Raw genomic sequence first — 25,641 nt, forward strand, 5'->3', positions numbered from 1 at the left:
CCTATAACCGAGCGTTGGGCCCCACGCACTGCCGATGCGCAAAAATAGTCCGTCATTTCTTGTCCTGTCCGTCCGCTGCCTTGCTGAATAAAAACTGGCTTATCAATTTTTCGAGAACAACTGCTGATTGCGTCTTGGCAATCGTATCACCGGCCGACAACATCTTTTCATCACCGCCCGCGTCGAACCCGACGTACTGTTCGCCGAGTAGCCCCGCCGTATTGATCGACGCAAAGGTGTCTTTCGGGAATTGGTAGCGCCCGTCGATCGTCATGCTGACCACCGCTTCGTAGGTCGCCGAATCGAACTGGATATCGACTATCCGCCCGACCACCACCCCTGCACTTTTTACCGGACCACGCACCTTCAGGCCTCCAATATTATCAAACTTGGCCTTCAAAACGTATGATTCTGACAAATGTGACGACGACAGGTTCCCCACCTTGAGCGACAGAAAAAGCAGGGCAGCAAGTCCGATTGCCACAAAAAAACCGACCCACAGGTCGAGAACAGTACGATTCATCAGGCTCCCCGGAACATGAACGAGGTTAGGACAAAATCCAGCGCCAGAACAGTCAGCACTGAAGTCACCACGGTGCGCGTAATGGCGCGCGAAACACCCTCGGCCGTTGGCACCGAGTCATAACCTTCAAAAACGGCAATCAGCGAAACGGCAATCCCAAAGACAAAACTTTTCACCACACCATTCCAGATGTCATAGCGAAAATCGACGCTGGCCTGCATCTGCGACCAGTAGGAGCCGTCATCGACACCGATGACGATGACGCCGATCAACCATCCGCCAAGAACGCCCATGGCGGAAAATATGGCGGCCAGCAGCGGCATCGAGACAACGCCGCCCCAGAAACGTGGCGCCACGACTCGAGCAATGGGATTGACGGCCATCATGTCCATCGCTTTCAGTTGCTCGGTTGCCTTCATCAGGCCAATTTCCGCAGTTACCGACGAACCAGCCCGTGAAGCAAAGAAGATGGCGGCCAGAACCGGTCCCAATTCACGAGTCAGCGACAAGGCAACCAGGGTTCCCAGCGCCTCGGTGGAGCCGAAACGCTGCAGGATTTCATACCCTTGCAGACCGAGTACCAGTCCAACAAACAGCCCTGAGACCATAATGATCAGCAACGACAGCACGCCACTGAAATAAATTTCGCGCAAGGTCAGCGGCAGGCGACGGAAGGAAGAACCCGAATGCATCAGCACGGCCCACAGGAAGCGCGTAGCGAAGCCAAGCCGCCAAATGCGCTCAACCGTCGCGTGGCCCAGTTGCCGAATAATGGAAATCGGGTCAAACATGCGCAGCCGCGCCCAGAAACTCGTCGCGCACCGACAGGGCGGGATAGTCAAAATGGACGGGGCCATCCGGTGCCGCATGAACGAACTGATGAACGAAGGGGTCGGTCGAAGCACGGATCTCGTCCGGCGTCCCTTCGGCAACCACGCGCCCGCCGTTCATGAAATAGATGTAGTCGACGATCAGCAGTGACTCCTGAATATCGTGGGTCACCATGATCGAGGTTGCGCCCAAAGCATCGTTCAATTTGCGGATCAACTGACCGATGACGCCCAGCGCAATCGGGTCGAGTCCGGTAAATGGCTCGTCGTACATCACCAGCATCGGGTCAAGTGCCAGCGCGCGGGCCAGCGCCACCCGCCGGGCCATGCCGCCGGACAGGGCCCCCGGCATCAGCTTGTGAGCGCCGCGCAAACCTACCGCCTCGAGCTTCATGAGCACCAGATCGCGGATCATTTCATCCGACATATCGGTATGTTCGCGCATCGGAAAAGCGACATTTTCGAATACGGTCATGTCGGTAAACAAGGCGCCAAACTGAAAGAGCATGCCCATCCGGCGACGCAAACGATACAACTCCGCCTCCGACATTTCGCACACCTGATGCTTTTCCAGACGAACGCGCCCGCCGGTCGGCCGTAACTGGCCGCCGATGCAGCGCAGCAGCGTCGTCTTGCCACAACCGGAACCGCCCATGATGGCCACCACCTTGCCGCGCAGAATCTTCATGTTGATTCCCTGCAGCACCGGCTGGCCATCGTAGGCAAATTCGAGCTCTTCGATATCGACAAGGATGTCGTCGGACAAAGCATATCCCTTGGAAAAAGTCGGACGATTTTAGCAGAAAGCCCCACCATCACCGGGAAACGACGAGGCTATAATCGGTAAAATTTCACATGGAATGCGGTGCTCTTGCCATCAGCCAAGCCACTCTTGTTGATTGTCGACGATGATTCGCTCATCAGCGAATCGCTCGGTTTCGCCTTCGCGCAGGAGTATGACGTTCTCACAAGTCAATCCCGAGGGCATGCCCTGGCCTTGCTCCGGCAACTCAGGCAACCGCCTCAGCTTGCCTTGGTCGACCTTGGCCTCCCCCCGCTCCCTCACCGCCCCGACGAGGGATTTGCCCTGATCGGCGATCTGCTGGCCCTGTCGCCCGAGATGAAAATCATCGTCCTTTCAGGCCAAAGTGACGAGGGTAATGCCCGCCATGCGCGCACGCTGGGCGCGGTCGACTTTGTGGCCAAACCATGTGACCCCAGCCGCCTGACAGAACTTTTCCGCCAGGCACTGCGTTTTGGCAACGAGCCCCAGACCGCTCAGGCAGGTGGGCTAATCGGTGAAAGCCTGCCCATGCAGCGCCTTCGCCTGCAACTCGGCCAATATGCCAACCTGGCCTATCCGGTATTGATCGAAGGCGAGTCGGGCAGTGGCAAGGATATCGTTGCCAGCCACTACCTGCACCGCCTGACCGAGCGCCATGACAAGCCTTTTCTTGCCTTGAACTGCGCGGCCATATCGCCAACGCTGCTTGAGCCAACTCTTTTTGGCTACGCCAAAGGCGCCTTTACCGGCGCCACAAGCGCCAAATCCGGTTATTTTGAAGACGCCGACAGCGGAACACTGTTCCTTGATGAAATTGGCGAATTGCCACTCGATTTGCAACCAAAACTGCTGCGCGTTCTCGAAAATGGGGAATACCAGCGCGTTGGCGAAACGCAAACCCGGGTTTCCACAGCACGTATCGTGGCCGCAACCAATCGCGACCTGCGCCAGGAAATGCGGGCAGGCAGATTCCGGGCTGACCTTTTTCACCGTCTTTCAGTATTCACCGTAACAGTTCCACCGCTGCGTGAAACGGGACTGGACCGGCTGCTGCTGCTTGAGCACTTTCGCAAGAGCTGTGCCGCCAGCGTTCGCACCGAACCCTTTCAGCTTGCTGCTCCAGCCCAGTCCCTCTGGCTGGACTACGGTTTTCCGGGCAACGTCCGCGAGCTGCGCAACATCACCATTCGGCTTAGTGCTCGCTACCCTGGGCAGACAGTCACCGCCGAGCAGTTGCGCGCCGAGTTCGACCATTTCGACACCCCAGAGCCAGCGACGGGCACCGCCATGCTTGTTGCCGGCGACCTCGAAGAGGTCAAGCAAGCCGCCCGCCGGCACCTCGAAAAAGCATCGCCGCTCAACCTGGACGCCACGCTCGAACTGTGGCAACGCGGCTATATCGAGGCGGCCATCGAACTTAGCGCCGGCAACATGAGCGAAGCCGCCCGCCGTCTGGGCATCAACCGCACGACACTCTATAACCGCATGGAAAGCTGGACCCGCCGATGAGCCTTTACCTCGACCACTTCGGCCTGCGCGAGCCACCGTTTCGCATTACGCCGCACACCGATTTTTTCTTTACCGGCGCAAACCGCGGCCCAACGCTCGACGCCCTGATCTATGCCATCACCCAGGACGAAGGCATCGTCAAGGTCACCGGCGAAGTCGGTAGCGGCAAGACCATGCTCTGCCGGATGCTGCTCGAGCGCCTGCCTGAGAATGTCGAGACGCTTTACCTGGCAAATCCGTCGCTCTCACGGCAGGAAATCCTCGGCGCCATAGCCGATGAACTCGGCATTCCGACCGACGGCAAGGCCACGCACTCTTTGATCCGCGCCTTGCAGGATGCGCTCATCGCGCGTTATGCCGAGGGCAAGCGCGTGGTATTGCTGATCGACGAAGCGCACGCGATGCCCGCCGAATCGCTCGAGGAAATCCGCCTGCTTTCCAACCTCGAGTCCAAAGCCGCGAAACTCCTGCAAATCGCGCTCTTCGCCCAGCCCGAACTGGATGAGCGACTGGCCGCCACAGACATGCGCCAGTTACGCGAGCGCATCACCCAGCACTTCAACCTGGCACCACTCAAGCAGGACGACGTTGCCGCCTACATCGAGTTTCGCCTGCGCGCCGCCGGCTATCACGGCCCCAACCCATTCACGGCCGAAGCGGTGACGATGATCGCCAAGGCCTCAGAGGGGCTGTCGCGCCGCATCAATATACTTGCCGACAAGGCCCTGCTTGCTGCCTACTCCAGAGGCACCCATCAGGTAAGCGGCAACGAGATCAAACTCGCAGCACAGGATGCACGGTTTTCACCGCTCAAACCAAAAGCCTCCTTCAACCCGAAGCCTCTGCTTTGGGGGGCTGCTGGCGCCAGCGCCGTCGTCCTGCTCGCCGCTCTGTTGATTGGCACCTCGCCCAGCGTCTTCAGGGAGGCCGACCCGAACAGCACACTGGCTTTGACCCCGCAAGCCAACCAGACGGCCCAGCCCGGGAAGCGACTGCAACCGGTGACATTGCGCAGCGAAACACAAGGCCAGCCTGCCAGCCCGGACAAAATCCGCTTCGCCCCCCTTACTCGCCAGCATTTTGGGCAATACGACCAGTGGATTGAGGACGCCCCCAACAATCATTACTTCATTCAATTGCTGGCCACTGACGCTTCCCAGACTGGCCAGATCGAAGGCTTCCTTGCCCGAGCCAACACCGTGCTCGACCCATCACAAATTCGCGCCTACCGTTCCAGTCTTTCCGGAAGGGATCGGGTCGGCGTGATTTTTGGTGATTACGCGAGCCGCGAAGAAGCGGTTGAAGCCATGCAGAGCCTGCCGGAGTCGATCAAGGCAGCGCAGCCATTTCCAAGGCAGGTCAGCAAATTACGTTAGCCGATCAGCATGCTCCAAACCGTGTTGCCGCGCCAATTTACGTGCTAGCATCATAGAGATACACCATAACCGGTGACCACCCAGCTCAGACAAGGCAAAACCCGATGAAAATCGGTTTCATCAGTGTAACGCTCGCTTCTTTCCTGCTGGCCGCCTGCGCGGCGCCCACCCCGCGCGAACCGCTGAAGGGGCATCTAAACACGAACAGTACGGAGCCGGCAGCCTCTGCCAACATTCCTGCCCCGGTCCAGCAAACTCTCGCCCTGCCCAAGCCGCGCACCACCCGCAAGGCAGAAACCTACAGCGTCGTCGTCAATAACGTTCCGGTTCGCGACCTGCTCTTCGCCCTGGCCCGCGACGCCAAGGTCAACGTCGACATTCACCCCGGCATCACCGGCACGGTCACGCTGAATGCCATCGACCAAACCTTGCCGCAGCTACTGACCCGGATTTCCAAGCAAGTCGACATGCGCTTCGAACTGGATGGCCCCAACCTCGCCGTCATGCCCGACTCACCATTCCTGAAGCATTACAAAGTCGACTACGTGAACATGGCGCGTAATGTCACGGGCACGGTCTCGACCAACACCCAGATTGCCACCGGCACCACAGGCGGCACAGGCAATACCAGCGCGCCCGCCACCGGCGGTGGTGGAAACATTTCCAACACGCGCATTGAAAACACCTCCCGCAATCAGTTCTGGGAGTCGCTGGAAAAGAACATCAAGGACATCCTGCGCGAAACCGACAAGGTTTTCCCGGAAGGATCGAGCGAAACCGTCATTGAAAAATCCACCGCGCAAGCCGCCACCGGTGCCGCTGCTCTACCCCAGGGAATCGGGCAACGAGCCGCTCAGTCGATTGCCAATGCGCTGCAAACCAACCCGAATCCGAACTCGGCCAGCCAGGCGACCGGCACCTCCATTGAGCGCCGCAGCACCTTCCGGGAAGCGGCATCGGTCATCATGAACGCAGAAAGCGGCGTCATCACGGTGCGCGCCACCCAGCGGCAGCATGATCGGATTCAGGAGTTTGTGGATCGGGTCAGCAACTCAGCAAGGAAGCAGGTACTGATAGAGGCGACTATCGTCGAAGTCACGCTCAAGGATGGCTACCAGCAAGGTGTTAACTGGACACAACTGGCTGGCGGCGGGACGCTAAACTTCCTTGGTGACGCGCTCACCAAGAATGCATTCAACCTAAGCTACACAAGAGATGGCAATCCAAACGCTCTGATTACGATGCTGGACACCTTCGGAACCACCAAAGTGCTTTCAAGCCCGCGGGTCTCTGTCATGAACAATCAGACTGCCCTGCTGAAAGTCGTCGAAAACTATGTGTACTTCAGCGTCAAAGCCGACACAACGACGACCGCCAACGTTGGCACGACAACGACCTACACGACCACACCCCAGTCAGTTTCAGTCGGACTCGTCGTCAGCGTTACGCCGCAAATCAGCGATGGCGACGCCGTGACGCTTAACGTCCGCCCCACCATCACAACGGTAGCTCGCGAAGTTCCGGATCCCAACCCCGACCTCAAGAAAAATGGCATCAGCAACCTCGTCCCCGTCATCCGCACCCGCGAGATTGAATCGGTGATGCGTGTTGCCAGCGGCAACATCGCCATTCTCGGCGGATTGATGGAAGACAAGATCGACTACCAGAACCAGCGCGTTCCGCTGCTCGGACAAATCCCGTTGGCCGGCGAATTGGTCAATAACCGGAACAACGCAGCCCAGAAGACGGAACTGGTCATCTTCCTGCGCCCCGTCGTCATCAAGGACGCCAGCCTTGACGGTGACTACGCCGCGTTGCGCGACCACCTGCCCGGACAGAATTTTTTCGCTCAGCCGAATGAAGCACAGCCCTTCAATATCACTCCGAGCCGCTGAGGGCTGGGCATGAGCCTGCTGATGGATGCCCTGCGACGGGCGGAAAATGCCAAGCAGGAATCGGCCCGCAACTCGCAGGGCGGGACGTTGCCAACGGCCAGCGACCTGCTCAGCCTGGAACCGATTGCATCGGAACCGGCCAAAGGCGCCGCCAATCCGCTGCCGGACCTTGCCTCACACTTGGCGGCAGTCGACGCCGAACTGGCCAGTTCGGCGCTTCCCGAGCCCCGCCCGGCCGCCCCCCAAACCAGTGAGGCGCCGCAAGCCAGGCCGGCTGAACAGCGCGAGGCCGTGCGCAATGCCTTTGCCGCCAAACAACCCGCCGCCACGCCTTCGCGGCTCCCGCTCTGGCTGGCATTGGGTACGCTTGGGGTTGCTGGAATCGCCATCGGTGGCTATGTCTGGTATCAGATGAATACGATGAACCGTGGATCGTTGACCGCCGGCACACCTGCGGCAATGACGCAACCAGCCCAGCCAGTGCCCCCCCGGTCGGCACCGGCAGTTCAGCCCGCCCCGCCTTCGGATTTTGCCCCTTTTTCCCGGTTGACCGTGGGAACCGCTCCCGAACCGGCCACGGCACCGCTTTTCCCGCGTCGGGAGGCGCGCCCGGCACAAATGCAGGCGACCAATGGCGATACCGAAGCCGCCCCCCAGATTCGCCTGACGCGCACCCAACCGGAGCCTGACGCCAACCTCGCTCGCGGTCACGCCAGCCTGCAACGCGGCGAAACGGAGCAGTCACGCCGGGAGTTCGAACAGGCCCTGCAGCGCGATCCGAACAACACCGATGCCCTGCTCGCCCTTGCTGCCATTGCCCATCGCCAGGGCCGCCCGGCCGATGCCGATGGCTTGCGCCAGCGGGCGCTGGTCGCCAACCCGAGCGATCCGGCGGCACAGGCGGCCATCCTCAACAACCTGTCGGTCAACGCCGACCCGACCACCGCGGAAAGCCGCCTGAAGTCGCTGCTCTCGAACCAGCCCGAATCGGCGCCGCTCAATTTCGCGCTCGGTAATCTGTATTCTCGCCAAGGCCGTTGGGCAGAGGCGCAGCAAGTCTATTTCAATGCTGTGGCTGCCGATGGCGACAACCCTGACTACCTGTTCAATCTGGCGGTCAGCCTCGATCACCTGCGCCAATCGCGCCTCGCCGCCCAGCATTACCGGCTGGCCCTGGAAGCGGCGACGAAACGCCCGGCCGGCTTTGCCCGCGACAATGTCCAACAACGGCTGGGCGAGTTGCAAGCCGAGCCGCAGCGCTGACCGCACCATGAGCACCTCCGCCCTCCAGCACCGCCCACTCGGCCAGATACTGATTTCCGAAGGCATCCTGTCGGAAGATCAGTTGCGCATCGCGCTGCTCGAGCAGATGAAGCAGAACCAGCCGATCGGCAAGTTGCTGGTATCTCTTGGCTTCGTCACCGAGGCCACGCTGCGACAGGCGCTCTCTGAAAATCTCGGCAAACAAAGCATCGACCTGTCGCGCGCCGTCGTCGATCCGCAGGCCCTCAAGCTGGTGCCTCGCGACCTGGCCAAACGCCACCACCTGTTGCCGCTCGACTACGACATCCCGAACCGCCGGCTGACGCTGGCCATTTCGGACATCAACGACATCGTTGGTCTCGACCGTGTCCGCGGTCAACTGGAAGAAGGTACCGAAATTGAAACGCTGCTCGGCGGCGAATCGGAAATCGATCATGCCATCGACCAGTATTACGGCCATGAACTGTCGATCGACGGCATCCTGCACGAGATCGAAACCGGTGAAATCGACTGGCAGAGCCTGTCGGCCACCGATGACGAGTACAGCCAGCCGGTCGTTCGCCTGATCGACTCGATCCTCACCGACGCGGTCAAGCGCGAGGCTTCGGACATCCATTTCGAACCCGAAGCCAATTTCCTGCGCATCCGCTATCGCATCGACGGCATGCTGCGCCAGATTCGCGCCTTGCATAAGTCCTACTGGCCGGCGATGACGGTGCGCATCAAGGTGTTGTCCGGGATGAACATCGCCGAAATGCGGGCGCCGCAGGATGGCCGGATCAGCCTGACGGTTTCCGGCCGGCCGATCGACTTCCGGGTCGCCAGCCAGCCGACCATTCACGGCGAAAACATCGTCCTGCGCATTCTCGACCGGCAAAAAGGCATTGTCCCGCTGGAAAATCTGGGCCTGGCCGAGGAACACCTGCATCAGCTCAAGCTGATGATTTCGCGGCCCGAGGGCATCATCCTCGTCACCGGCCCGACCGGCAGCGGCAAGACGACGACACTGTACTCGGTGCTCAACCACATCAATTCCGAGGGCATTCACATCATGACCCTCGAAGACCCGGTCGAATACCCGATGGCAATGGTGCGCCAGACCTCGGTCTCGGAAACGGCCAAGCTCGATTTCGCCAATGGCATTCGCTCGATGATGCGCCAGGACCCGGACGTCATCCTGGTCGGCGAGGTACGTGACGCCGAAACGGCCGAAATGGCCTTCCGCGCCGCGATGACCGGCCATCAGGTATATACGACCCTGCACACCAATTCGGCCATCGGCGCCGTGCCGCGCCTGCTCGACATCGGCGTGCTGCCCGACGTGATGGCCGGCAACATCATCGGCATCATCGCCCAGCGCCTGATTCGCCGCCTGTGCGAGCACTGCAAGTCACCGTACCATGCCGAACCACATGAAATCCGGCTGCTCGGCGAACTGGGCGAAGGTCCGCGCCCGGTGCTGTTCCGGCCCACCGGCTGCGAGTTGTGCGATTTTCAGGGTTATCGCGGCCGCATCGCGATCATGGAACTGCTGCGCATCGACGCCGGCATCGACGAACTGATCGCCCGCCGCGCCACCACCCACGAAATCCGCTCGCGAGCGCTGCTTCAAGGCTTCACCACGCTGGCCGACGACGGCATGCACCGCGTCCTGAACGGTACGACTTCGCTTGAAGAACTGGCCCGCGTCGTCGACCTGACTGATCGGATGTAGCCGTGTTGTTTGACTACAAGGCGGTCAGCGTGGAAGGTCGGATGACCTACGGACGACTCGATGCAATCAATCTGGTCGATCTCGAAATGCGCCTGAAGCGCATGAATCTCGATCTGATCACCGGTTCGCCGATCAAACATCGCGCCCTGTTTGGTCGCCAGAGCGTGCCCCGGCCGGAACTGATCAACTTCTGCTTTCACCTCGAACACCTGACCCGGGCCGGCGTTCCCATCCTCGAAGGGCTGACCGACCTGCGCGACTCGGTCGACCATCCGCGCTTCCGCGAAGTGATGGCCGGATTGATCGAAAGTATCGAAGGCGGCCAGACCTTGTCACAGGCCATGAGCGCCCATCCGGAAATCTTCAGCCAGGTATTCGGCAACCTGGTCCGTGCCGGTGAGGCCAGTGGCCAGCTGCCGGATGTGCTGGCCAGTCTGGCCGAATCGCTGAAATGGGAAGACGAGCTGGCCTCGCACACGAAAAAACTGCTGATGTACCCGGCCTTCGTGGCGACCATCGTGCTCTCCGCCACCTTCTTCCTGATGATCTACATGGTCCCGCAGCTCAAACTGTTCGTGAAGAACATGGGGCATGTCTTGCCGCCGCACACCAAGCTGCTGTTTTTTATCTCCGACCTGCTGGTTGGCTACTGGTATGTTTTTCTGGCGTTGCCGATCATCGCTGTCATTGCCTTGCAGGCCGTGCTGCGTAGCAACCCGCTGGCGCGCTTTCGTCTGGACGGTATCAAGTTGCGCCTGCCGGTGATCGGCCCGATCCTGAAAAAGATCATTCTGTCCCGTTTCGCCAACACCTTCGCCATGCTCTACGCTTCCGGCATCCCGGTACTCGAGTCGATCCGCACGACGCAAGCCGTCGTCGGCAATCGCGTCGTCCGCAAGGCGCTCGAACGCGTCGAGCAATCAATCCGCGAAGGCCAGAATGTGGCCGGCGCTTTCCGCGATGTCGGCCTGTTTCCGCCGCTCGTCGTGCGCATGCTGCGCATCGGCGAAAGCACCGGCGGCCTGGACAAGGCGCTGCTCAACGTCAGCTATTTTTACAACCGCGACGTCAAGGAATCGGTCGGCAAGGCGCAAGCGCTGATCGAGCCAATGCTGACGCTTTTCATGGGCGCCCTGCTTGGCTGGATTATGCTGTCGGTCATCGGCCCCATTTACGACGTCATCAGCAAGATCAAAACGTGAGCTGCCGCCTCCTCTATCTCAACACCCATCGCCTGTCGGCCCATGCCTGGCAGCAGGGCAACCTGCGTGCCGAAGGGGTGTTCGACAACGACGAGGACGGCCTGCAGCAATTTGCCAAATATCTCGGCGAGCACAGCAGCAGCCAGTTTTCGCTGCTGGCCAATGTCGCCGAGGAAGGCCATGCGCTGGAAACCATCCCCTTCCTGCAAGGCGGCGACCGGCAGACGCTGATTACCCGCAAGATCGGCCAGCATTTTCTCGGCACGCCACTCGCCGCAGCCATTTCGCTGGGCTACGAGAAAAGCCAGCGCAAGAATGAAAAGCTGCTGCTCTCCGCCCTGACCAATCCGGCCCATTTCGAGCCGTGGCTGCGCCGGATCAGCGATGCCGCGGTGCCGCTGGCCGGCATTTACACGGTGGCCCAACTGGGCGGCCTGCTACTCAAGAAGCTGGGCCAGGACAGCAGTCGCTGCCTGCTGCTTACCGTGCAGGATCACTCGATCCGCGAGACCTATCTGGTCGATGGCAATGCCCATTTCTCGCGCATGGCACCGCTCACCGACAGCAGCATCGCCGGCATCGCCAGTGCCTTGGCGGCGGAAGCGGGCAAGCTGCACCAATACCTGATCGGCCAGCGCCTGATCGGGCGCGACGAAAGTCTCCCAGCTTTCATCGTCGCCCATCCGCTGACCATCCCGGCCATCGAAAAGGCTTGCCCCGAGCACAGCAAGCTGAACTTCACGCTGATCGACAGCCATGTCGCCGCGCACCAGCTCAAATTGCACACGCTGCCCGCCGACAATCGCAGCGACCAGCTCTTCCTGCATCTGCTGGCGACAGCCCCGCCCGCCCAGCAGTTTGCCGGCGAAACGCATCGCCACCATTTCCGCCTGTCGCAAATTCGCCAGGGCCTGATCGCCGCCGGACTGATCGCCTTGCTCGGTGGTGTGCTGTTTGCCGCCAAGGAAACCTACGATGCGCAAAACCTGCGCGCCGAAGCCAGCGCCCTGGCCGCCAGCGAAACCGATCTCAACCATCGTTATCAGGAAATCTCCGCCACCTTCCCGCAACTGGATGTCGACCACGAGACGCTGCGCCGCCTGACCAACCGTTATGGCGATCTGATCGCCCAGCAGCGCCAGCCAGCCCCGAGCTACCGCATGGTAAGCCGGGTTCTCGACCGCATGCCGGCCATCGTGCTCGAAGGTATCGATTGGAAAATTGGGCAAAATTCCCGGTTGACCGTAACAAACCAGGCTAGCGCGCCCGAAATTACCACGGTGCGCGGCTCCATCCGTCTTGAGCGGGCAACGGCCCGGCAAACCTTGGCCGTCTTCGACCAGTTTGTTGACGCGCTGCGCGCCGACCCCGCCAATACGATCAACGTCCTGCAAAGGCCGTTCGACATCGAATCCGGCCGCGCCCTGCGCGGTGGTGACGGGCTGGATGAAGAAGCCCAGCCCCGGCAATTTGCCGTTGAAATCGTCCGGAGCACTGCGCCATGACGCTGACCAGCCGCGATCTCCAGAAACTCGGGCTGCCGCTGTTCGCCGCCCTCGCCATGACTGTCGTCGCCGGTCTGCTCGTCTGGGGCAGCCAGATCGAGGCCGGCAAGGCCGAGCATGAGCGCAATGTCGCAACGACAGCAAAAAACCAGATCGAACAACGCCTGCGCCAGGTCCGCACCGAAGAGCAGGAAATCAGAGAACGGACGCAACTCCTAAAACAATTGCAGAATTCCGGGATCACCGGCGAGGAAAAACGACTCGACTGGATGGAAATGCTCCGCGACACCCAGCGCGAACTTCGCCTCCCCGGCATGAATTACGAATTTGGCGCCCAGACCAGTCTGGACAACGGGAACGACGCGACCTACGCCTGGTTCACCAGCCCCATGCGCCTGCAACTCCGCCTGCTGCACGAAGAGGACCTGTTGAACTTCCTCGCCCGCGTCCAGAAAAACGCCAAGGCCTTGGTCATCGTACGCAGTTGCAAGCTCGCCCCTTTGCCGCGCCAGGTCGATGGCCGCGAGGGGCTCGCCCAGCTTGGTGCCGAATGCGAAATGCAGTGGCTCACCGTCCGCCCCGCGAACCAAAAAAAATGAACTCGGCCCGACGGATCGCCCTTCTACTTTTGGCACTGGCTAACACCCCCAGCTTTGCCGAAGAAGCGCCGCTCGGCCGCCTTTTTCTCGATCCGCAGCAACGGGCCAGACTCGACGCCCAGCGCCAGCACAACCCCGGCTTCCAGCCCAACGTCGGCGAAGGTGAAGCCAGCCAGACCATCAACGGCGAAGTGCGCAGCAGCAACGGCCGGCGCACCCGCTGGATCAACGGCGAAGCCGACTGGGACAGCACCGCCCCGCCCCCGCGCGTCCCGGTCGGCGACACCTTCAACCCGGCGACCGGCGAGCGCGAAAGCGTGATCGGTAGCGGCCGCATTGAAATAAAACGCGGCGGCAGCACAAAATGAAACACCGCGCCCCACCCTCCGCACAGAGGGGTGTTGCACTCCTCGCCCTGCTGGTCATGCTTCTGCTGGCCGGGGGCTATGCGTTCTATCGAAATGCCAATATCGGCAGCGGCCAAACCCAGGAGCGCGACAGCGTTCTGCAACGCCTGGCACAAGCCAAGGAAACGGTCATTGCCTATGCCGTCAATGATGCGACACGCCCTGGCCGACTCCTTTGCCCTGACATCATTGGAGACGGGCGTTCCCCCACATTCACCCAAGACGACTGCGCTAGCTATGGCGGCTGGCTCCCGTGGTCAACGCTCAACCTGGCCGAGAACACCGATGCGCAAGGGGGAAAATTTCGCTATTACCTTTCCCCCGCCTTTGGCGGCAAGAGCGTCAATAAAAAGGTTAATAGCGATACGCCCACCTCACTCCACCTGGATGTTCCTGCAGGCAGCGCGAGCAACGACATCGCCGCGGTAATCATCGCAACGCGAGGAGCACTCGATACCGCAAATGCGGATGGCGACGACTATTTTTACAACGGAGCCTCAAACTCTCCCGAAGACAACGATATCGTCATCGCCGTTACCCGCCAGGAGCTGATGACCGCCGTCGAGCAGCGTATTGCCAACGAGCTGCGAACCTGCCTCGAACAACATGCGACCAACGCCAGCAACCTCCAGCACACCTACCCCTGGCCAGCACCGCTGTCGAACAACATTTTCAAGGGAGCAACCAAAAGCCTATTCGGGATGGTGCCGGACACCCAGGCTGGCAACCCTGAAATGGCCTTGAAGGATACGATCACAAAACTGACTGCCACCAAAAACAGCCTAAATTCGGCGTCGACCGCAGCCGATCAACTCGCTGCCGTATATCAGCTGCAAGAACAGGCCGCCTATGCTCGGGCTCTCTTTGACCGCCAGTACCAGGCCGCGGTCGATCTCTCGGACAAGGCGACGAAATCCAAGGCTGATTTCACCGCACTGGATGCCAGCATCGTCACCGCCACAAAAACAGCCGGAGCTTTCGCTGCCTTCGGCAATACCTTGCCTGGAGCCATTGCAAGCGCCCTGCCGAGCCTGACAGCACTCAACGACTCGTTGGCAAATAACGGTTTCGATCTATTTTTAATGGAGTTGCAGTTAAACAACCCGGATCTCAAAGCCAGCATCGATATCGCTACCGGAGCCCCGACAAAAGCCAATTTCGGCAAACTGATCACCCCGGTCAACCTATTCAAAAACAGTTTGCTGGAATACAGCGGAACCATAAACACGGACATTGACGGCAAGATCAGTGCGGCTCACACATCGGCCACCAATGCGGCAGTCGCCGTCAACCTGGCCAAAAACTATCCCAGCGCACCGATTGCTGAACCGATTGCACAACAAGCGCTCACCGAAGCCACCAACCTTTACAACGCCAATCGACTGGTCGAAACCACCGTTCTCGCCACTCGGGTCAATGTCGATGCCGATGAAGTCAGCTTCCGAGCGACAAGCATCGGCACCGTACTGGCCACTTCGAACAGCGAAGCTCTCGTCGGGACGCTTGAGTCGTCGAAAACGCTGGTCACCTCCATAGCGACCGGCTCAACAGCCGTTATAGCAGCCCGATCTGCAACTTTGAGCGCCCTGGAAAATGCCTTGGCGGCCGCGAAAACAGGGGCCGATCAAACCCTGATCCGGACAAATGCGGAAACAGCAGCGACTCAACTCAATGCGCTGGCGACGGCACTGGATGCTAACGGCGACAACGTTGCTCTCGAAACCTTGAAATCCGTGGCCATTGCTCTGACTGGCGCACAACAGACTCCACCGGCCAACGTTACGACCGCGCGCACACTGCGCACTCCGGCGAAAACAGTGATCTACTGGAGCGACACCGCCATCGCCCAAGCCGCCGATCTGGCGCGGCTGGCCAAAAAAGGAATTTCGTCCCAGGAAGACAGCGACTCCTCGGCATACACAGCCGCCAGAAAGCTGCTTGACAGCCTTGATGGCAGCAACGGAACCATCACCCGGCTCGACAGTTACAACAAGAATGCGACCGACGAAGGTGCCACGCTAGCCCGGGATGCCTTCAACAAGACCCTTGGCCTCTTGAACGACCTTCTCAGCGCCGCAGCCAGGCTCGATGCATCGCTGGAAACCAGCATGGCAGAAGCTGCCGCGCCTCCGACATGGTATGGAAACGCCTGCCTGTTCCTGACACCGGCCACCGGCGATGAAACGTGGTGGACCGCAAACGCCTGGAAGAACGTATTCTTCTACCAGATAGCCGACCGCGTTCGCCCGCCAATTGGACTGCTAACCGTTAACGGTAGCGGTAACTACCGTGCCGTCGCCATCGCCGCTGGCAAAGCTCTGCCCAACACCCAGAACCGCACTCTCCGCGAAACCAGAAGCTATCTGGAAAAAATAAACGCGGACAATTCGCGAAACGGCGACGCGCAATCCCCATCACCCCGCTTCGTTACCGAGACCGTTTCACCAACGTTCAATGATCGCCTTGCCTACTGAAACCCCATGAGCTTCCTGCAAATACCGGTCAAGATGCCCAAAAACTCGGGATTCACGCTCGTCGAACTGACGATCGTGCTGGTGATTGTCGCCCTGCTCTCCGGCGGACTAATGCTTGGCCTCTCCAGCCAGCGTGAGCAAATCCAGAACAAGGAAACCCAGCAACAATTGGACGTCATTCGCGATGCTCTGCTCGGTTTTGCCATGGCGAACGGCCGCTTGCCATGCCCTGCAGACCCCACCGTCGCGGCTAACGGTGGTGACGAAGTCGTTCAACAATGCGGCGTCGCGCGTGGCCACATTGCCCCCTACGCATGTATCGCCACCGATCAGCAGTGCACCCGTGAGTACGGCACTCTCCCATGGCGCTTGCTGGGCATTCAGGAAAGCGACGTGTGGGGAAATCGGTTTACGTATTTTGTCGGATACGAATTCTCTGATCCGCTTATCAAAGGTGAGATCGATGCGGGACGGCGAACCCGCTTCACGCTGGACACCAACGGTCGGGCAAAGATTCAGGACGGTTCAGGCAATGACATCGCATCGGCCATCCCTGCCGTCATTGTCAGCCACGGCAACCGGGGTGCCGGAGCCTATCAGACCACCGGCAACCAATTACCCGGCGCAGCAGGTGACGAGGCGGAGAATGCAAATGCGACACTGACCTTCATCGCCCGCACCCCAACCGACAATTTCGACGATCTGGTTACCTGGATCATCCCCACCGTACTCAAATCCCGCTTGGTTGCCGTTGGAAAACTCCCCTAGGCAAGCACCCAGCCAACCCCTTGGCATATTGACCGGCAGGCAGCCGACTGCCAAACTGAGCCGACCTGCCCCTTGTAGTTATCAACTGATCCCGTGAGCCAGCAGCCATTCCTTGTCGCCCTGCGTACCGGTGGAGTTCTTCCGGAAGACGATGCCGAAACGCGCCTGAAAAAGTCGCTACTGGTATTCGCCACGGGCCTGGTTTGTGCAGGCTCAATGCTCTGGCTTTTTCTTTATGGCCAGATGGGACCGCAGTTTTCAGCAAACGCTCCCTTCGTTTTCCAGTTGCTGCTCGTTGGCAACCTGCTTTACTACTTTCGCAGCGGCAATTTCGATCTCTTTCGCTATTCGCAGCTGGCCCTCTTTCTTTTCGCCCCATTTGCCGTGCAATGGAGCATCGGCAATTTCATCACGGCCAGCGGCACCAGCTTGTGGGGATTGCTCGCTCCTATCGGCGCGGTGCTATTTTTCGGGGTTCGTGAATCGCTGGCGTGGTTCTTTGCTTATATCTTCCTGACTGCGCTATCCGGCTTTTTTGACTATTTTCTGGCGGATAGCCTGGCCAGCAATGCTCCCAAGATATCGATACGGACCAGCGTCTTTTTCTTCGCGCTCAATTTTGCTGCCATTTCCAGCATCGTTTACCTGTTGTTACGCTACGCGGTTCAGGAAAAAGCCAAGACGCAAGCCAGCCTGGAAGAAACCCATCGTCTGCTGCAGGACGAACAGGATCGTTCCGAACGCCTGCTGCTCAACATCCTGCCCGGCCCGATTGCCGAACGTCTGAAGCACGACAGTCAGGCCATCGCCGATGGCTTTGCTGACGTTACGATCATGTTCGTCGATATCGTCAATTTCACACGGATTGCCGAGGGCATGACCCCGCAGCAGGTTTTCGCCATGCTCAACCGTATATTTTCGTCCTTCGACGAACTGGCCGAGCACTACGGCATGGAGAAGATTAAAACCATTGGCGATGCCTACATGGTTGCCGGCGGGCTCAACAACGAGCAGAACAACTACACCCGGTCCATCGCCGAACTGGCCATCGCCATGCGCGACCTGCTGCATCGCGACTTCACCGTCAACGACATGCATCTCGATGTTCGCATCGGCATCGGCACCGGGCCGGTCGTCGCTGGCGTCGTCGGCAAGAAGAAATTCATCTACGATCTGTGGGGCGATACCGTCAATCTGGCCAGCCGGATCACCAGCGAAGGCACCCCGGGCATGATCCATGTTGATGCAACCACCCATCTACGCCTGGCGCAGCACTTCTCTTTCGATGAGCCACAGTCGCTCTACCTCAAAGGCAAGGGAAATACGCTCGTTTATCGATTGAATGGCTTGCGAGAAACGCAGCCTACTGGTGAACTGACAGCGTAAACGCAACGCGTCCCGGCCGATTTTCAGCCAGGACCAACGAATATCCCACCCCGTCCGCTTGCCGTGCGGCGTGATACAAACCGATTCCCAGACCATCTTCAGAATTGACCGGCTCCTTGAGTAAGGTACTGGCCAGGGAGGGAGCGATGGTCTGACCATCATCGGCGACCGTCAGGCTGCCATCGGCAAAAAGTACGCTAATACCGAGGCCCGGTTGGCGCAAGCGTTTGGCCAGCGCATTCTGCAACAGGTTCTCAGCCACGCTGTCGAACAAGGGGCCGGGCAGGAAATGACCTGGTCTGGCTTCGCCCTGCCAATCAACCGGCAAATGACCATTGCGCTCCTTGAACTGGCGCCACCACGAGCCAGCCTCAACCTGCTCCAGACTCTCGATTTGTGGCGATTGCAACTTATCCAACGTCGCTTTCAGGCGGTCCGCGATTTGCGGCAACTGTCGGCCCAGCAAGGCAGCCACCTCGGCCGGGTCACCTGGCTGATTCGCGGCATAGCAAAGTACCTGCAAGGACTGGAGCAGATTTTTCACGTCGTGTGTCACCCGCGCACCAGTCTCGTAAATGGCCTGAACATAGCCCATACGCTGTAACTGGTGCGTCTGGAGTTTGACCAGATAAAACTCGACGGCGAGGCGCAGCAGCCACTCGACATGCCAGCGCATGGCCGGTGACGGTGAGTGATGAAAATGGACTGACAACGCCAGTTCGTTCGCTTGGCAAGTGTGTGCGTACAAGGTTTGCTCGCCGGATTGCCCCACTCGCTCTCCCGCACGCCAGGAAACACCGACAACCCAGGGTATGCCCTTTAAACGCAGCATGACTGCATCGAGAAACAGCGCCGGATCGGTATGCCGCTCGCTTTCCTCCGAAAGCTGTACCAGCCATTGCTCGAGCGGCATGCCAAGCGACAACATGTAGCGTGAAATCGCCGAGCCGATGCCGGAAAAGCCGCCGCGCGGATTCCACGCCCAGGCCACGACGAGCAAGGCACCGGCCACCGCCAGCGAAGTCTTGAACAAGGACTCAACATAGCCGGCCCCACCTACCAGCATGTAGGCCAGCGTACCCAGCACAAATACTGCAAGGATGAGGAAAACCATTACTCCGTAGAACAGGTCGAAGGCCTCACCGGATTTTCGCTCAGGCGCTCGCGCCGGGAAAATCAGCAGGAATGGCAGAAACAGGGGCATGAAGCGGGCAAGCAGCCCGCGCAACAGCGGGTCGATGGCGACAGCCGGGGAGATTTCCGGAACCACGCCCAGAACCGTAATACCAACCAGGTAGCCAAACGCCAGAAGGTAACCAGAGCGCTCGCTATGCCTTTCTGTCCCCAGCACCCGCCCGCCGATAGCCGCGGCCAGCGCCCCACACCAGATCAATAGCAGCCATGGCCCGAGTAACAAGGTCGACATCAGAACCAGGCCGAGTAGCACAACACCTTGCCGTAATTCGATTCGACGCTCGCCGGCAACGAAAGGTTGCCAGATCAGGAATAGTCCGAGAGCAGCCACCCAGAGCAGGCGAACGGCAGGAATCTTCCACCCGCCAAATGCCAGCGTATGAAGCATCAGCAAATGGGAGGCCAACAGGAAATGCGGCCAGCCAGCCAGTCGGCTGGCAATTTTGGCAACTATCCCGGTGTTCATATTTCAGACACCCTGTCCATATCTCGACACTTACCACCCAACTCTACGTCAACAATTGTCAAATCTACGCCAAAACGCATAGGCACGAAATTTGCGGAGGAATACTCAGAAATTAACCGGAGCATGCCATGAAATACCAACAAAAAGGCTTCACCCTTGTCGAAATCGCCATTGTGCTGGTCATTATCGGGCTATTGCTGGGCGGCGTACTGAAGGGGCAGGAGTTGATCAACAGCGCCAAGGTAAAGAACCTGGCCAACGATTTCAGAAGTATTTCAGCCTTTGTTTATGCCTATCAAGACAAATACCGCGCCCTTCCTGGCGACGATCGCGCGGCAACCGATCATTTGGGGGCGACAGCCGTGTGTGCTCGTGTTGCTGCCTGCGCTCCTGCCAATCCGCCGGCAGGACTGGGAGATGGAAGAATCAATGGCGTCTGGATCGGCGCGGCGCAAACTGACGAGTCCTACATGTTCTGGCAGCATGTCCGAGTTGCAAACCTGGCTACCGGCACTGCGATTCTTGGCGCCGCAGACTACATTCCGCGGAATGCAGAAGGCGGAGACATAGGCATTACCGGAGATCCGATCATCGCTGGTTGGAACGGATCCTTCTACATCTGTTCATCCGGTATTCAGGGGCGCTATGCACGCCAGATTGACATCATGATGGACGATGGCAACACTCAAACTGGCTCAATACGCGTTGTCACTGATCGCCAAGCGGCTCCAGCGCAATTTGAGAATATCGTCGCGGGAACCGCTCAAGACAGCCAACTATTTTCGGTTTGCTTTGCCTCTTAAAACGCAAAACCAAGCAAGACGATCCAAGCCCGCTTCGGCGGGCTTTTTTTACTTCTGCAACAGCCGTTCCTCTGCGGCAGTCACCGCCTCCGGAAGACCGAGGACGACGACGACATCGCCTTCCTCCAGCCGTGTCTCGGGGGCAGGCTCCAACGCGCGGATACCGCGCCGACGGATAGCGCTGACTTCACAATCCAGTTCGTCAAGGTTCAGCGCATCGAGTGTCTGCCCGATGCCAGCCGAGCCCGATGCCAGCAGCACAGAGTGAAGACGCGGGTGGTGCTCATCGTCGTCATCGTAATCGCGGTCTGATATGCCGCGATAAAAGCCGCGCAACAGACTGTAACGCTGGGAGCGTGTCTGACGAATGCGCTTGAGCACCCGATTGATCGGTACGCCGACCAGCACCAGGGCGTGCGACGCAAGCATCAGGCTAGCTTCCAGCGCCTCCGGAACGACCTCGGTGGCACCCGCCCGGGTCAGGCGATCCATATCGCGCTCGTCGAAAGTACGGACAACCACCGGCAAGTCGGGACGCGATTCCTGAACGTAATGCAGGACTTTCTCGGCCAACTGGGTGTCGCTGACGGTGACGATCACCACGCTGGCTCGCATCAGGCCGGCAGCCAGCAAGGCTTCCTTTCTGCCGACGTCGCCATAAACCACGTTTTCACCGCCTGCCGCGGCTTCCCGGACGCGGTCCGGATCGAGATCAAGGGCGACATAGGTGATGTTTTCCTGACTCAAAAAGCGGGCAAGGTACTGCCCGCTCCGGCCGAAACCGCAAAGAATCACGTGCTTTTCGGCGCCCATCGACTGGGCGGCGATCTTGGTCAATTGCATCGAGCGCATCATCCATTCGCTGGCGACGAAACGCACCACGATCCGCTCGCTGTACTGCACGATGAACGGCGCAATGAGCATCGACAGGACGAGCACGGTCAATGCGACCTGCTGGATTTCTCTGGGCATATTGATGATTTCGCCGAGCAGCACGAAGCCGAATTCGCCGCCGGCGCACAGCCACAAGCCGGAACGAATGGCATTGCCCGGCGAGGAGCCCAAACGCCATGAAAGCAGGCCGACAACCAACGACTTGATCAGCAACAAGGCGAGCAGCGCCAGCAAGACCTGCCACCACAGGCCAACCAGGATATGCAAATCGAGCTTGACGCCGATGGTCACAAAGAACAGGCCCATCAGCACATCGCGGAAAGGCTTGATGTCTTCTTCCACCTGCAATTTGTATTCGGTTTCAGAAATCAGCATGCCGGCGACAAATGCGCCGAGCGCCAGCGACAGCCCGGCCAGCTCGGTGAGGGTGGCCAAGCTCAGGGTAATCAGCAGGACGTTGAGGACGAAAACTTCGGAGGACTTGGCACGCGCGACGAAATGGAACCACTTGCGCATCAGCTTTTGGCCAAAAACAAGAATCACGGCCAGCACAACGACTGCCTTGAACAAAGCCACCGCCAACAGCATGGCCAGTTTTTCCGGCGGCTGGGTCAGCGAAGGAATGATTACCAGCAGGGGAACCACGGCCAGATCCTGAAAGAGCAGGACGCCCATGATTTCCCGCCCATGCACCGAATCGAGTTGCTGGCGCTCGACCAGCAGCTTGGTCAGAACCGCCGTCGACGACATGGCAAAAACACCGCCGAGGGCAATGCCCAGTTGCCAGGTGACACCGAAGAGCATGACCAGCCCGGCAACCAGGGTCATGCTCAGGAGAACCTGCAACATGCCCAGGCCGAAGACGATGCGTTTCATCGCATACAGTTTGGGCAGCGAGAATTCGAGGCCAATCGAGAACATCAGGAAAACGACGCCGAATTCGGCGAGGTGCTCGGCCCGATAAACGTCGTTCATCAGGTTCAACGCATGCGGACCGATGACGCAGCCGACGAACAGGTAACCAAGTACCGGCGGCAAATTGAAACGACGAAAGATGACCACGGCGAGAACCGAGGCGCCAAGCAGAAGGAGAACGAGGGAGAGTGCGCTCAAGGTCGTTGCGTGAAGTCGGGTATACTTCGGTCATCATAACCTCAGCCAGCCCATGAACCCAAGCCAATCTACCGCCCGCTTCTCGCCGGAACGCGCTCTGGAACTGGGTCGTCAGACCCTGAGCATTGAGGCTGCGGCGGTCGACGCTCTAAAAAGCCGAATAAACGGTGACTTTGCCCGAGCCGTTGAATTGATCCTGAACAGCCACGGCCGCCTGATCGTCAGCGGCATGGGCAAATCCGGCCACATCGCCCGCAAGATCGCAGCCACCATGGCCAGCACCGGCACCCCGGCCTATTTCGTTCATCCCGCAGAAGCCAGCCACGGCGACCTTGGCATGATCACCCGCGACGATGTTCTGCTCGCCCTCTCCAATTCCGGCGAGTCCGGCGAACTGCTCAGCATTCTGCCGGCGCTCAAACGGCAGGGTGCCAAAATCATCTCGATGACCGGCGTGCCGACTTCAACGCTGGCCCGCGAGGCCGACATTCACCTCGATGCCGGCGTTGCCCAGGAAGCCTGCCCGCACAACCTCGCCCCGACGGCCAGCACGACAGCGGCCCTGGCGCTCGGCGATGCGCTGGCCGTTGCCCTGCTCGACGCCCGCGGTTTCGGGCCGGATGACTTCGCCCGCTCGCACCCCGGCGGCTCGCTCGGTCGGCGCCTGCTCACCCACGTTCGCGACGTCATGCGCGCCGATGACCGGGTTCCTGCCGTCGCACCCAATACGCCGATCACCGACGCCATCATCGCCATGTCGCGGGGCGGCCTGGGGCTGGTCGCGATTACCGGCACGGCCGGCGAGGTCCTCGGCATCTTCACCGACGGCGACCTGCGCCGCTCCTTCGAAAAACGCATCGACCTGCTGCAGGGCGACATCGCTTCGGTCATGTTCGCCGCGCCGCGCACCATCGGCCCCGACCGCCTCGCCGTCGAAGCCGTCGAAATGATGGAGCGCCTGCGCATCAACGCCCTGCTCGTCGTCGATGCCGACAATCACCTGATCGGCGCGCTGAACATGCACGATCTGTTTACCGCCAAGGTTATCTGATGGACATCAACGCCCGCGCCGCCAACATCAAGCTCGTCGCCTTCGACATCGACGGCGTGATGACCGATGGCGGCCTGCATTACACCGACGATGGTCACGAGCTGAAGACCTTCAACGTCCAGGACGGCCTCGGCGTTGTACTGCTGCGCCGCGCCGGCATCAAGGTGGCCATCATCACGGGGCGCACTTCGAACGTCGTCAATTGCCGCGCCAAGGATCTTGGCGTCGAACACGTCTTCCACGGGGTGGGCGACAAGGGCGCCGTTTCCGGCCAACTGCTCGAACAACTGGGGCTGCAATGGTCAGAACTCGCCTTCATGGGTGACGACCTGATCGACCTGCCAGCCATGACCCGCTGCGGACTGGCCATCGCGCCGGCCAACGCCCGCCCCGTCGTCAAGGAGCGCGCCCACATGGTGACCGACGCGAGCGGCGGCAAGGGTGCCGTGCGCGAAGCCATCGAATTCATTCTCGCCGCCCAGGGCAAGCTCGAAGCGGCCTTCGCGCCCTACCTCGGCACGAAATGAAACACTGGCCGAGCCAACTCTTTCCGGTCATCGTTCTGCTGGTCCTGGCCGGGCTCAGTTTTTGGCTGCAAAGTACCGTTGACCGTGGCGAAACGCATAACGATGGCAAATTCCGCCACGATCCGGATGCGACGGCCGAGAACTTCACCGTGCGCCGTTTCGGCCAGAACGGCCAGATCAAATATCGGCTCACCGCGCCGTATCTCGTGCACTACCCGGACGACGACACCTCCGAGCTGAAGTCGCCGACGTTGATCAGCTATCGCCCGGAAGGCGCCGCTGTCACCGTGACCGGCGATCACGCCAAAGTCACCGCCAAGGGCGAAACCATCTTTCTCTGGGACAATGTCAGCGTGGTCCGGGCGGCGACGCCGGACCGCCTGGAAATGGTTGCCCGCATGCCCGACCTGACCGCCCAGCCCGACGCCGGAATCGCCTTCACCGGCAGCCCGGTGGAAATCACTCAGGGGCAGTCCTGGGTCAAAGGCGTCGGAATCCATATCGACAACAACACCTCGACCCTCGTCCTGCAATCGCAGGTTCGCGGACAATACATTCGACCCAGGGCCGCGCCATGACCACTCGACTTGCCACGCTCACCATCTGCCTGCTAATCAGCCTCCCTGCCCTCGCCGAACGGGCTGACCGCGACAAGCCGATGCTGCTTGAGGCCAACCGTGTCTCGATCGATGATGCGAAAAAAATCCAGATTCTCGAAGGCGATGTCCTGATCACCAAGGGCACGATGACCCTGAAAGCCGACCGCGTGGTGATCAAGGAAGACCAGTACGGTTTCCAGAAAGGCACAGCCTTCGGCGGCAAGAGCGGGCTCGCCCGTTTCCGCCAGAAACGCGACGGCAAGGAGGAATACGTCGAGGGCGAGGGCGAGCGCATCGAGTACAACACCAACAGCGAAGTCGTCGAACTGTTCCATCGCGCCTGGGTCAAGAGCGGTGAGGACCAGGTTCGCGGCGACTACATCTGGTACGACGCGGTCAGTGAAAAATATCTCGTCACGGCCGGCGAAACGCGCGACCCGAAGGCGCCGCCGGGGCGTGTTCGCGTCGTCATTCAGCCGAAGAGCAAAGACAGCGAGGCGAAGCCGGCAAGCCGCGGCGAACGGCTGGAGCTCAAGGGCTCCGGCAACATAGGGTCGCAAAACGCACAATAGCAGTGCGCCGCGGCGTTCCACCCACGGTGAACGCCGCTGTCCGCTGCGCCAGCAAAGCCGCCAAGCCAATGATTTTCATGGGCTTATTTATTTTTGTGCACCGCACAAAAATAACGTTGACAATACGACAATGATCCCTATAATTAATGACATGGTGCAGTGCAACATCGCTTCATGGGATAGCGCT

General features: G+C 59.8%; 22 protein-coding genes. 17 read left to right on the forward strand and 5 right to left on the reverse strand.

Going from position 1 to position 25,641, the window contains the following annotated elements; all coding sequences use genetic code 11:
• Positions 1–52 precede the first annotated feature (52 nt).
• The 3 genes from mlaD to KI613_RS16915 are packed head-to-tail and all read right to left on the reverse strand — an operon-like array spanning position 53 to position 2,119.
• Positions 53–523, reverse strand: a complete 471-nt coding sequence (gene mlaD, locus KI613_RS16905) for an outer membrane lipid asymmetry maintenance protein MlaD (RefSeq protein ID WP_226401509.1) — start codon at positions 521–523, stop codon at positions 53–55.
• Positions 523–1,314, reverse strand: coding sequence for a lipid asymmetry maintenance ABC transporter permease subunit MlaE (mlaE, locus tag KI613_RS16910; RefSeq protein WP_226401510.1), 792 nt, complete (start codon positions 1,312–1,314; stop codon positions 523–525). The genes mlaD and mlaE overlap by 1 nt, the downstream gene beginning before the upstream one ends.
• On the reverse strand, positions 1,307–2,119 hold the full coding sequence (locus tag KI613_RS16915; RefSeq protein ID WP_226401511.1) for an ABC transporter ATP-binding protein: 813 nt from the start codon (positions 2,117–2,119) through the stop codon (positions 1,307–1,309). Before KI613_RS16915 ends, mlaE begins: the two co-directional genes overlap by 8 nt.
• A 99-nt stretch (positions 2,120–2,218) precedes the next feature.
• On the opposite strand from KI613_RS16915, the gene KI613_RS16920 reads away from it, so the two are divergent.
• From KI613_RS16920 to KI613_RS16975, 12 genes are all read left to right on the forward strand, one after another.
• Positions 2,219–3,646 (forward strand): sigma-54-dependent transcriptional regulator, encoded by a 1,428-nt coding sequence (locus tag KI613_RS16920; RefSeq protein ID WP_226401512.1) that lies wholly within the window; start codon positions 2,219–2,221, stop codon positions 3,644–3,646.
• Positions 3,643–5,022 carry an ExeA family protein gene (locus tag KI613_RS16925; RefSeq protein WP_226401514.1) on the forward strand — a complete coding sequence of 460 codons (1,380 nt, stop codon included), beginning with the start codon at positions 3,643–3,645 and terminating at the stop codon, positions 5,020–5,022. Before KI613_RS16920 ends, KI613_RS16925 begins: the two co-directional genes overlap by 4 nt.
• A gap of 104 nt (positions 5,023–5,126) precedes the next feature.
• Complete coding sequence (locus KI613_RS16930) at positions 5,127–6,917, forward strand: secretin N-terminal domain-containing protein (protein WP_226401515.1); 1,791 nt, start codon at positions 5,127–5,129, stop codon at positions 6,915–6,917.
• A gap of 9 nt (positions 6,918–6,926) precedes the next feature.
• Entirely contained in the window at positions 6,927–8,180 is a 1,254-nt protein-coding gene (locus KI613_RS16935; protein ID WP_226401516.1) for a tetratricopeptide repeat protein, read from the forward strand.
• A gap of 7 nt (positions 8,181–8,187) precedes the next feature.
• A complete protein-coding gene (locus KI613_RS16940; protein ID WP_226401517.1) occupies positions 8,188–9,894 on the forward strand; it encodes a GspE/PulE family protein in 1,707 nt (568 codons plus the stop codon).
• Positions 9,895–9,896: 2 nt separating this feature from the next.
• Complete coding sequence (locus tag KI613_RS16945; RefSeq protein ID WP_226401518.1) at positions 9,897–11,096, forward strand: type II secretion system F family protein; 1,200 nt, start codon at positions 9,897–9,899, stop codon at positions 11,094–11,096.
• Positions 11,093–12,601, forward strand: coding sequence for a hypothetical protein (locus KI613_RS16950; protein WP_226401519.1), 1,509 nt, complete (start codon positions 11,093–11,095; stop codon positions 12,599–12,601). Before KI613_RS16945 ends, KI613_RS16950 begins: the two co-directional genes overlap by 4 nt.
• On the forward strand, positions 12,598–13,200 hold the full coding sequence (locus tag KI613_RS16955; RefSeq protein ID WP_226401520.1) for a hypothetical protein: 603 nt from the start codon (positions 12,598–12,600) through the stop codon (positions 13,198–13,200). The genes KI613_RS16950 and KI613_RS16955 overlap by 4 nt, the downstream gene beginning before the upstream one ends.
• Positions 13,197–13,568, forward strand: coding sequence for a hypothetical protein (locus KI613_RS16960; RefSeq protein ID WP_226401521.1), 372 nt, complete (start codon positions 13,197–13,199; stop codon positions 13,566–13,568). Before KI613_RS16955 ends, KI613_RS16960 begins: the two co-directional genes overlap by 4 nt.
• Positions 13,565–16,081, forward strand: a complete 2,517-nt coding sequence (locus tag KI613_RS16965) for a hypothetical protein (RefSeq protein WP_226401522.1) — start codon at positions 13,565–13,567, stop codon at positions 16,079–16,081. The genes KI613_RS16960 and KI613_RS16965 overlap by 4 nt, the downstream gene beginning before the upstream one ends.
• A gap of 6 nt (positions 16,082–16,087) precedes the next feature.
• Entirely contained in the window at positions 16,088–16,849 is a 762-nt protein-coding gene (locus KI613_RS16970; protein ID WP_226401523.1) for a type II secretion system protein, read from the forward strand.
• A 93-nt stretch (positions 16,850–16,942) separates the two neighbouring features.
• A complete protein-coding gene (locus KI613_RS16975; protein WP_226401524.1) occupies positions 16,943–18,235 on the forward strand; it encodes an adenylate/guanylate cyclase domain-containing protein in 1,293 nt (430 codons plus the stop codon).
• Here KI613_RS16975 and KI613_RS16980 read toward each other — a convergent pair.
• Positions 18,213–19,895: an ATP-binding protein gene (locus KI613_RS16980; protein ID WP_226401525.1), complete on the reverse strand. Its 1,683-nt coding sequence runs from the start codon at positions 19,893–19,895 to the stop codon at positions 18,213–18,215. The two genes, KI613_RS16975 and KI613_RS16980, sit on opposite strands and share 23 nt — an antisense overlap.
• 128 nt (positions 19,896–20,023) lie before the next feature.
• Here KI613_RS16980 and KI613_RS16985 point away from each other — a divergent pair, with 128 nt between their 5' ends.
• A complete protein-coding gene (locus KI613_RS16985; protein WP_226401526.1) occupies positions 20,024–20,698 on the forward strand; it encodes a prepilin-type N-terminal cleavage/methylation domain-containing protein in 675 nt (224 codons plus the stop codon).
• Between the two features lie 48 nt (positions 20,699–20,746).
• On the opposite strand, the gene KI613_RS16990 is transcribed toward KI613_RS16985, so the two are convergent.
• The gene (locus KI613_RS16990) at positions 20,747–22,705 is read right to left on the reverse strand and encodes a monovalent cation:proton antiporter family protein (RefSeq protein WP_226401527.1); all 1,959 of its coding nucleotides are present in this window, start codon (positions 22,703–22,705) and stop codon (positions 20,747–20,749) included.
• A gap of 52 nt (positions 22,706–22,757) precedes the next feature.
• Here KI613_RS16990 and KI613_RS16995 point away from each other — a divergent pair, with 52 nt between their 5' ends.
• Genes KI613_RS16995 through lptA form a run of 4 tightly spaced genes read left to right on the forward strand, consistent with a single transcriptional unit; the run spans position 22,758 to position 25,454 of the window.
• Complete coding sequence (locus KI613_RS16995) at positions 22,758–23,756, forward strand: KpsF/GutQ family sugar-phosphate isomerase (RefSeq protein WP_226401528.1); 999 nt, start codon at positions 22,758–22,760, stop codon at positions 23,754–23,756.
• A complete protein-coding gene (locus tag KI613_RS17000; protein ID WP_226401529.1) occupies positions 23,756–24,283 on the forward strand; it encodes a KdsC family phosphatase in 528 nt (175 codons plus the stop codon). The genes KI613_RS16995 and KI613_RS17000 overlap by 1 nt, the downstream gene beginning before the upstream one ends.
• Complete coding sequence (gene lptC, locus KI613_RS17005) at positions 24,280–24,861, forward strand: LPS export ABC transporter periplasmic protein LptC (RefSeq protein ID WP_226401530.1); 582 nt, start codon at positions 24,280–24,282, stop codon at positions 24,859–24,861. Before KI613_RS17000 ends, lptC begins: the two co-directional genes overlap by 4 nt.
• Positions 24,858–25,454, forward strand: a complete 597-nt coding sequence (lptA, locus tag KI613_RS17010) for a lipopolysaccharide transport periplasmic protein LptA (RefSeq protein ID WP_226401531.1) — start codon at positions 24,858–24,860, stop codon at positions 25,452–25,454. The genes lptC and lptA overlap by 4 nt, the downstream gene beginning before the upstream one ends.
• Positions 25,455–25,641 lie beyond the last annotated feature (187 nt).

The organism is Ferribacterium limneticum, from assembly GCF_020510585.1.
Classification (GTDB): domain Bacteria; phylum Pseudomonadota; class Gammaproteobacteria; order Burkholderiales; family Rhodocyclaceae; genus Azonexus.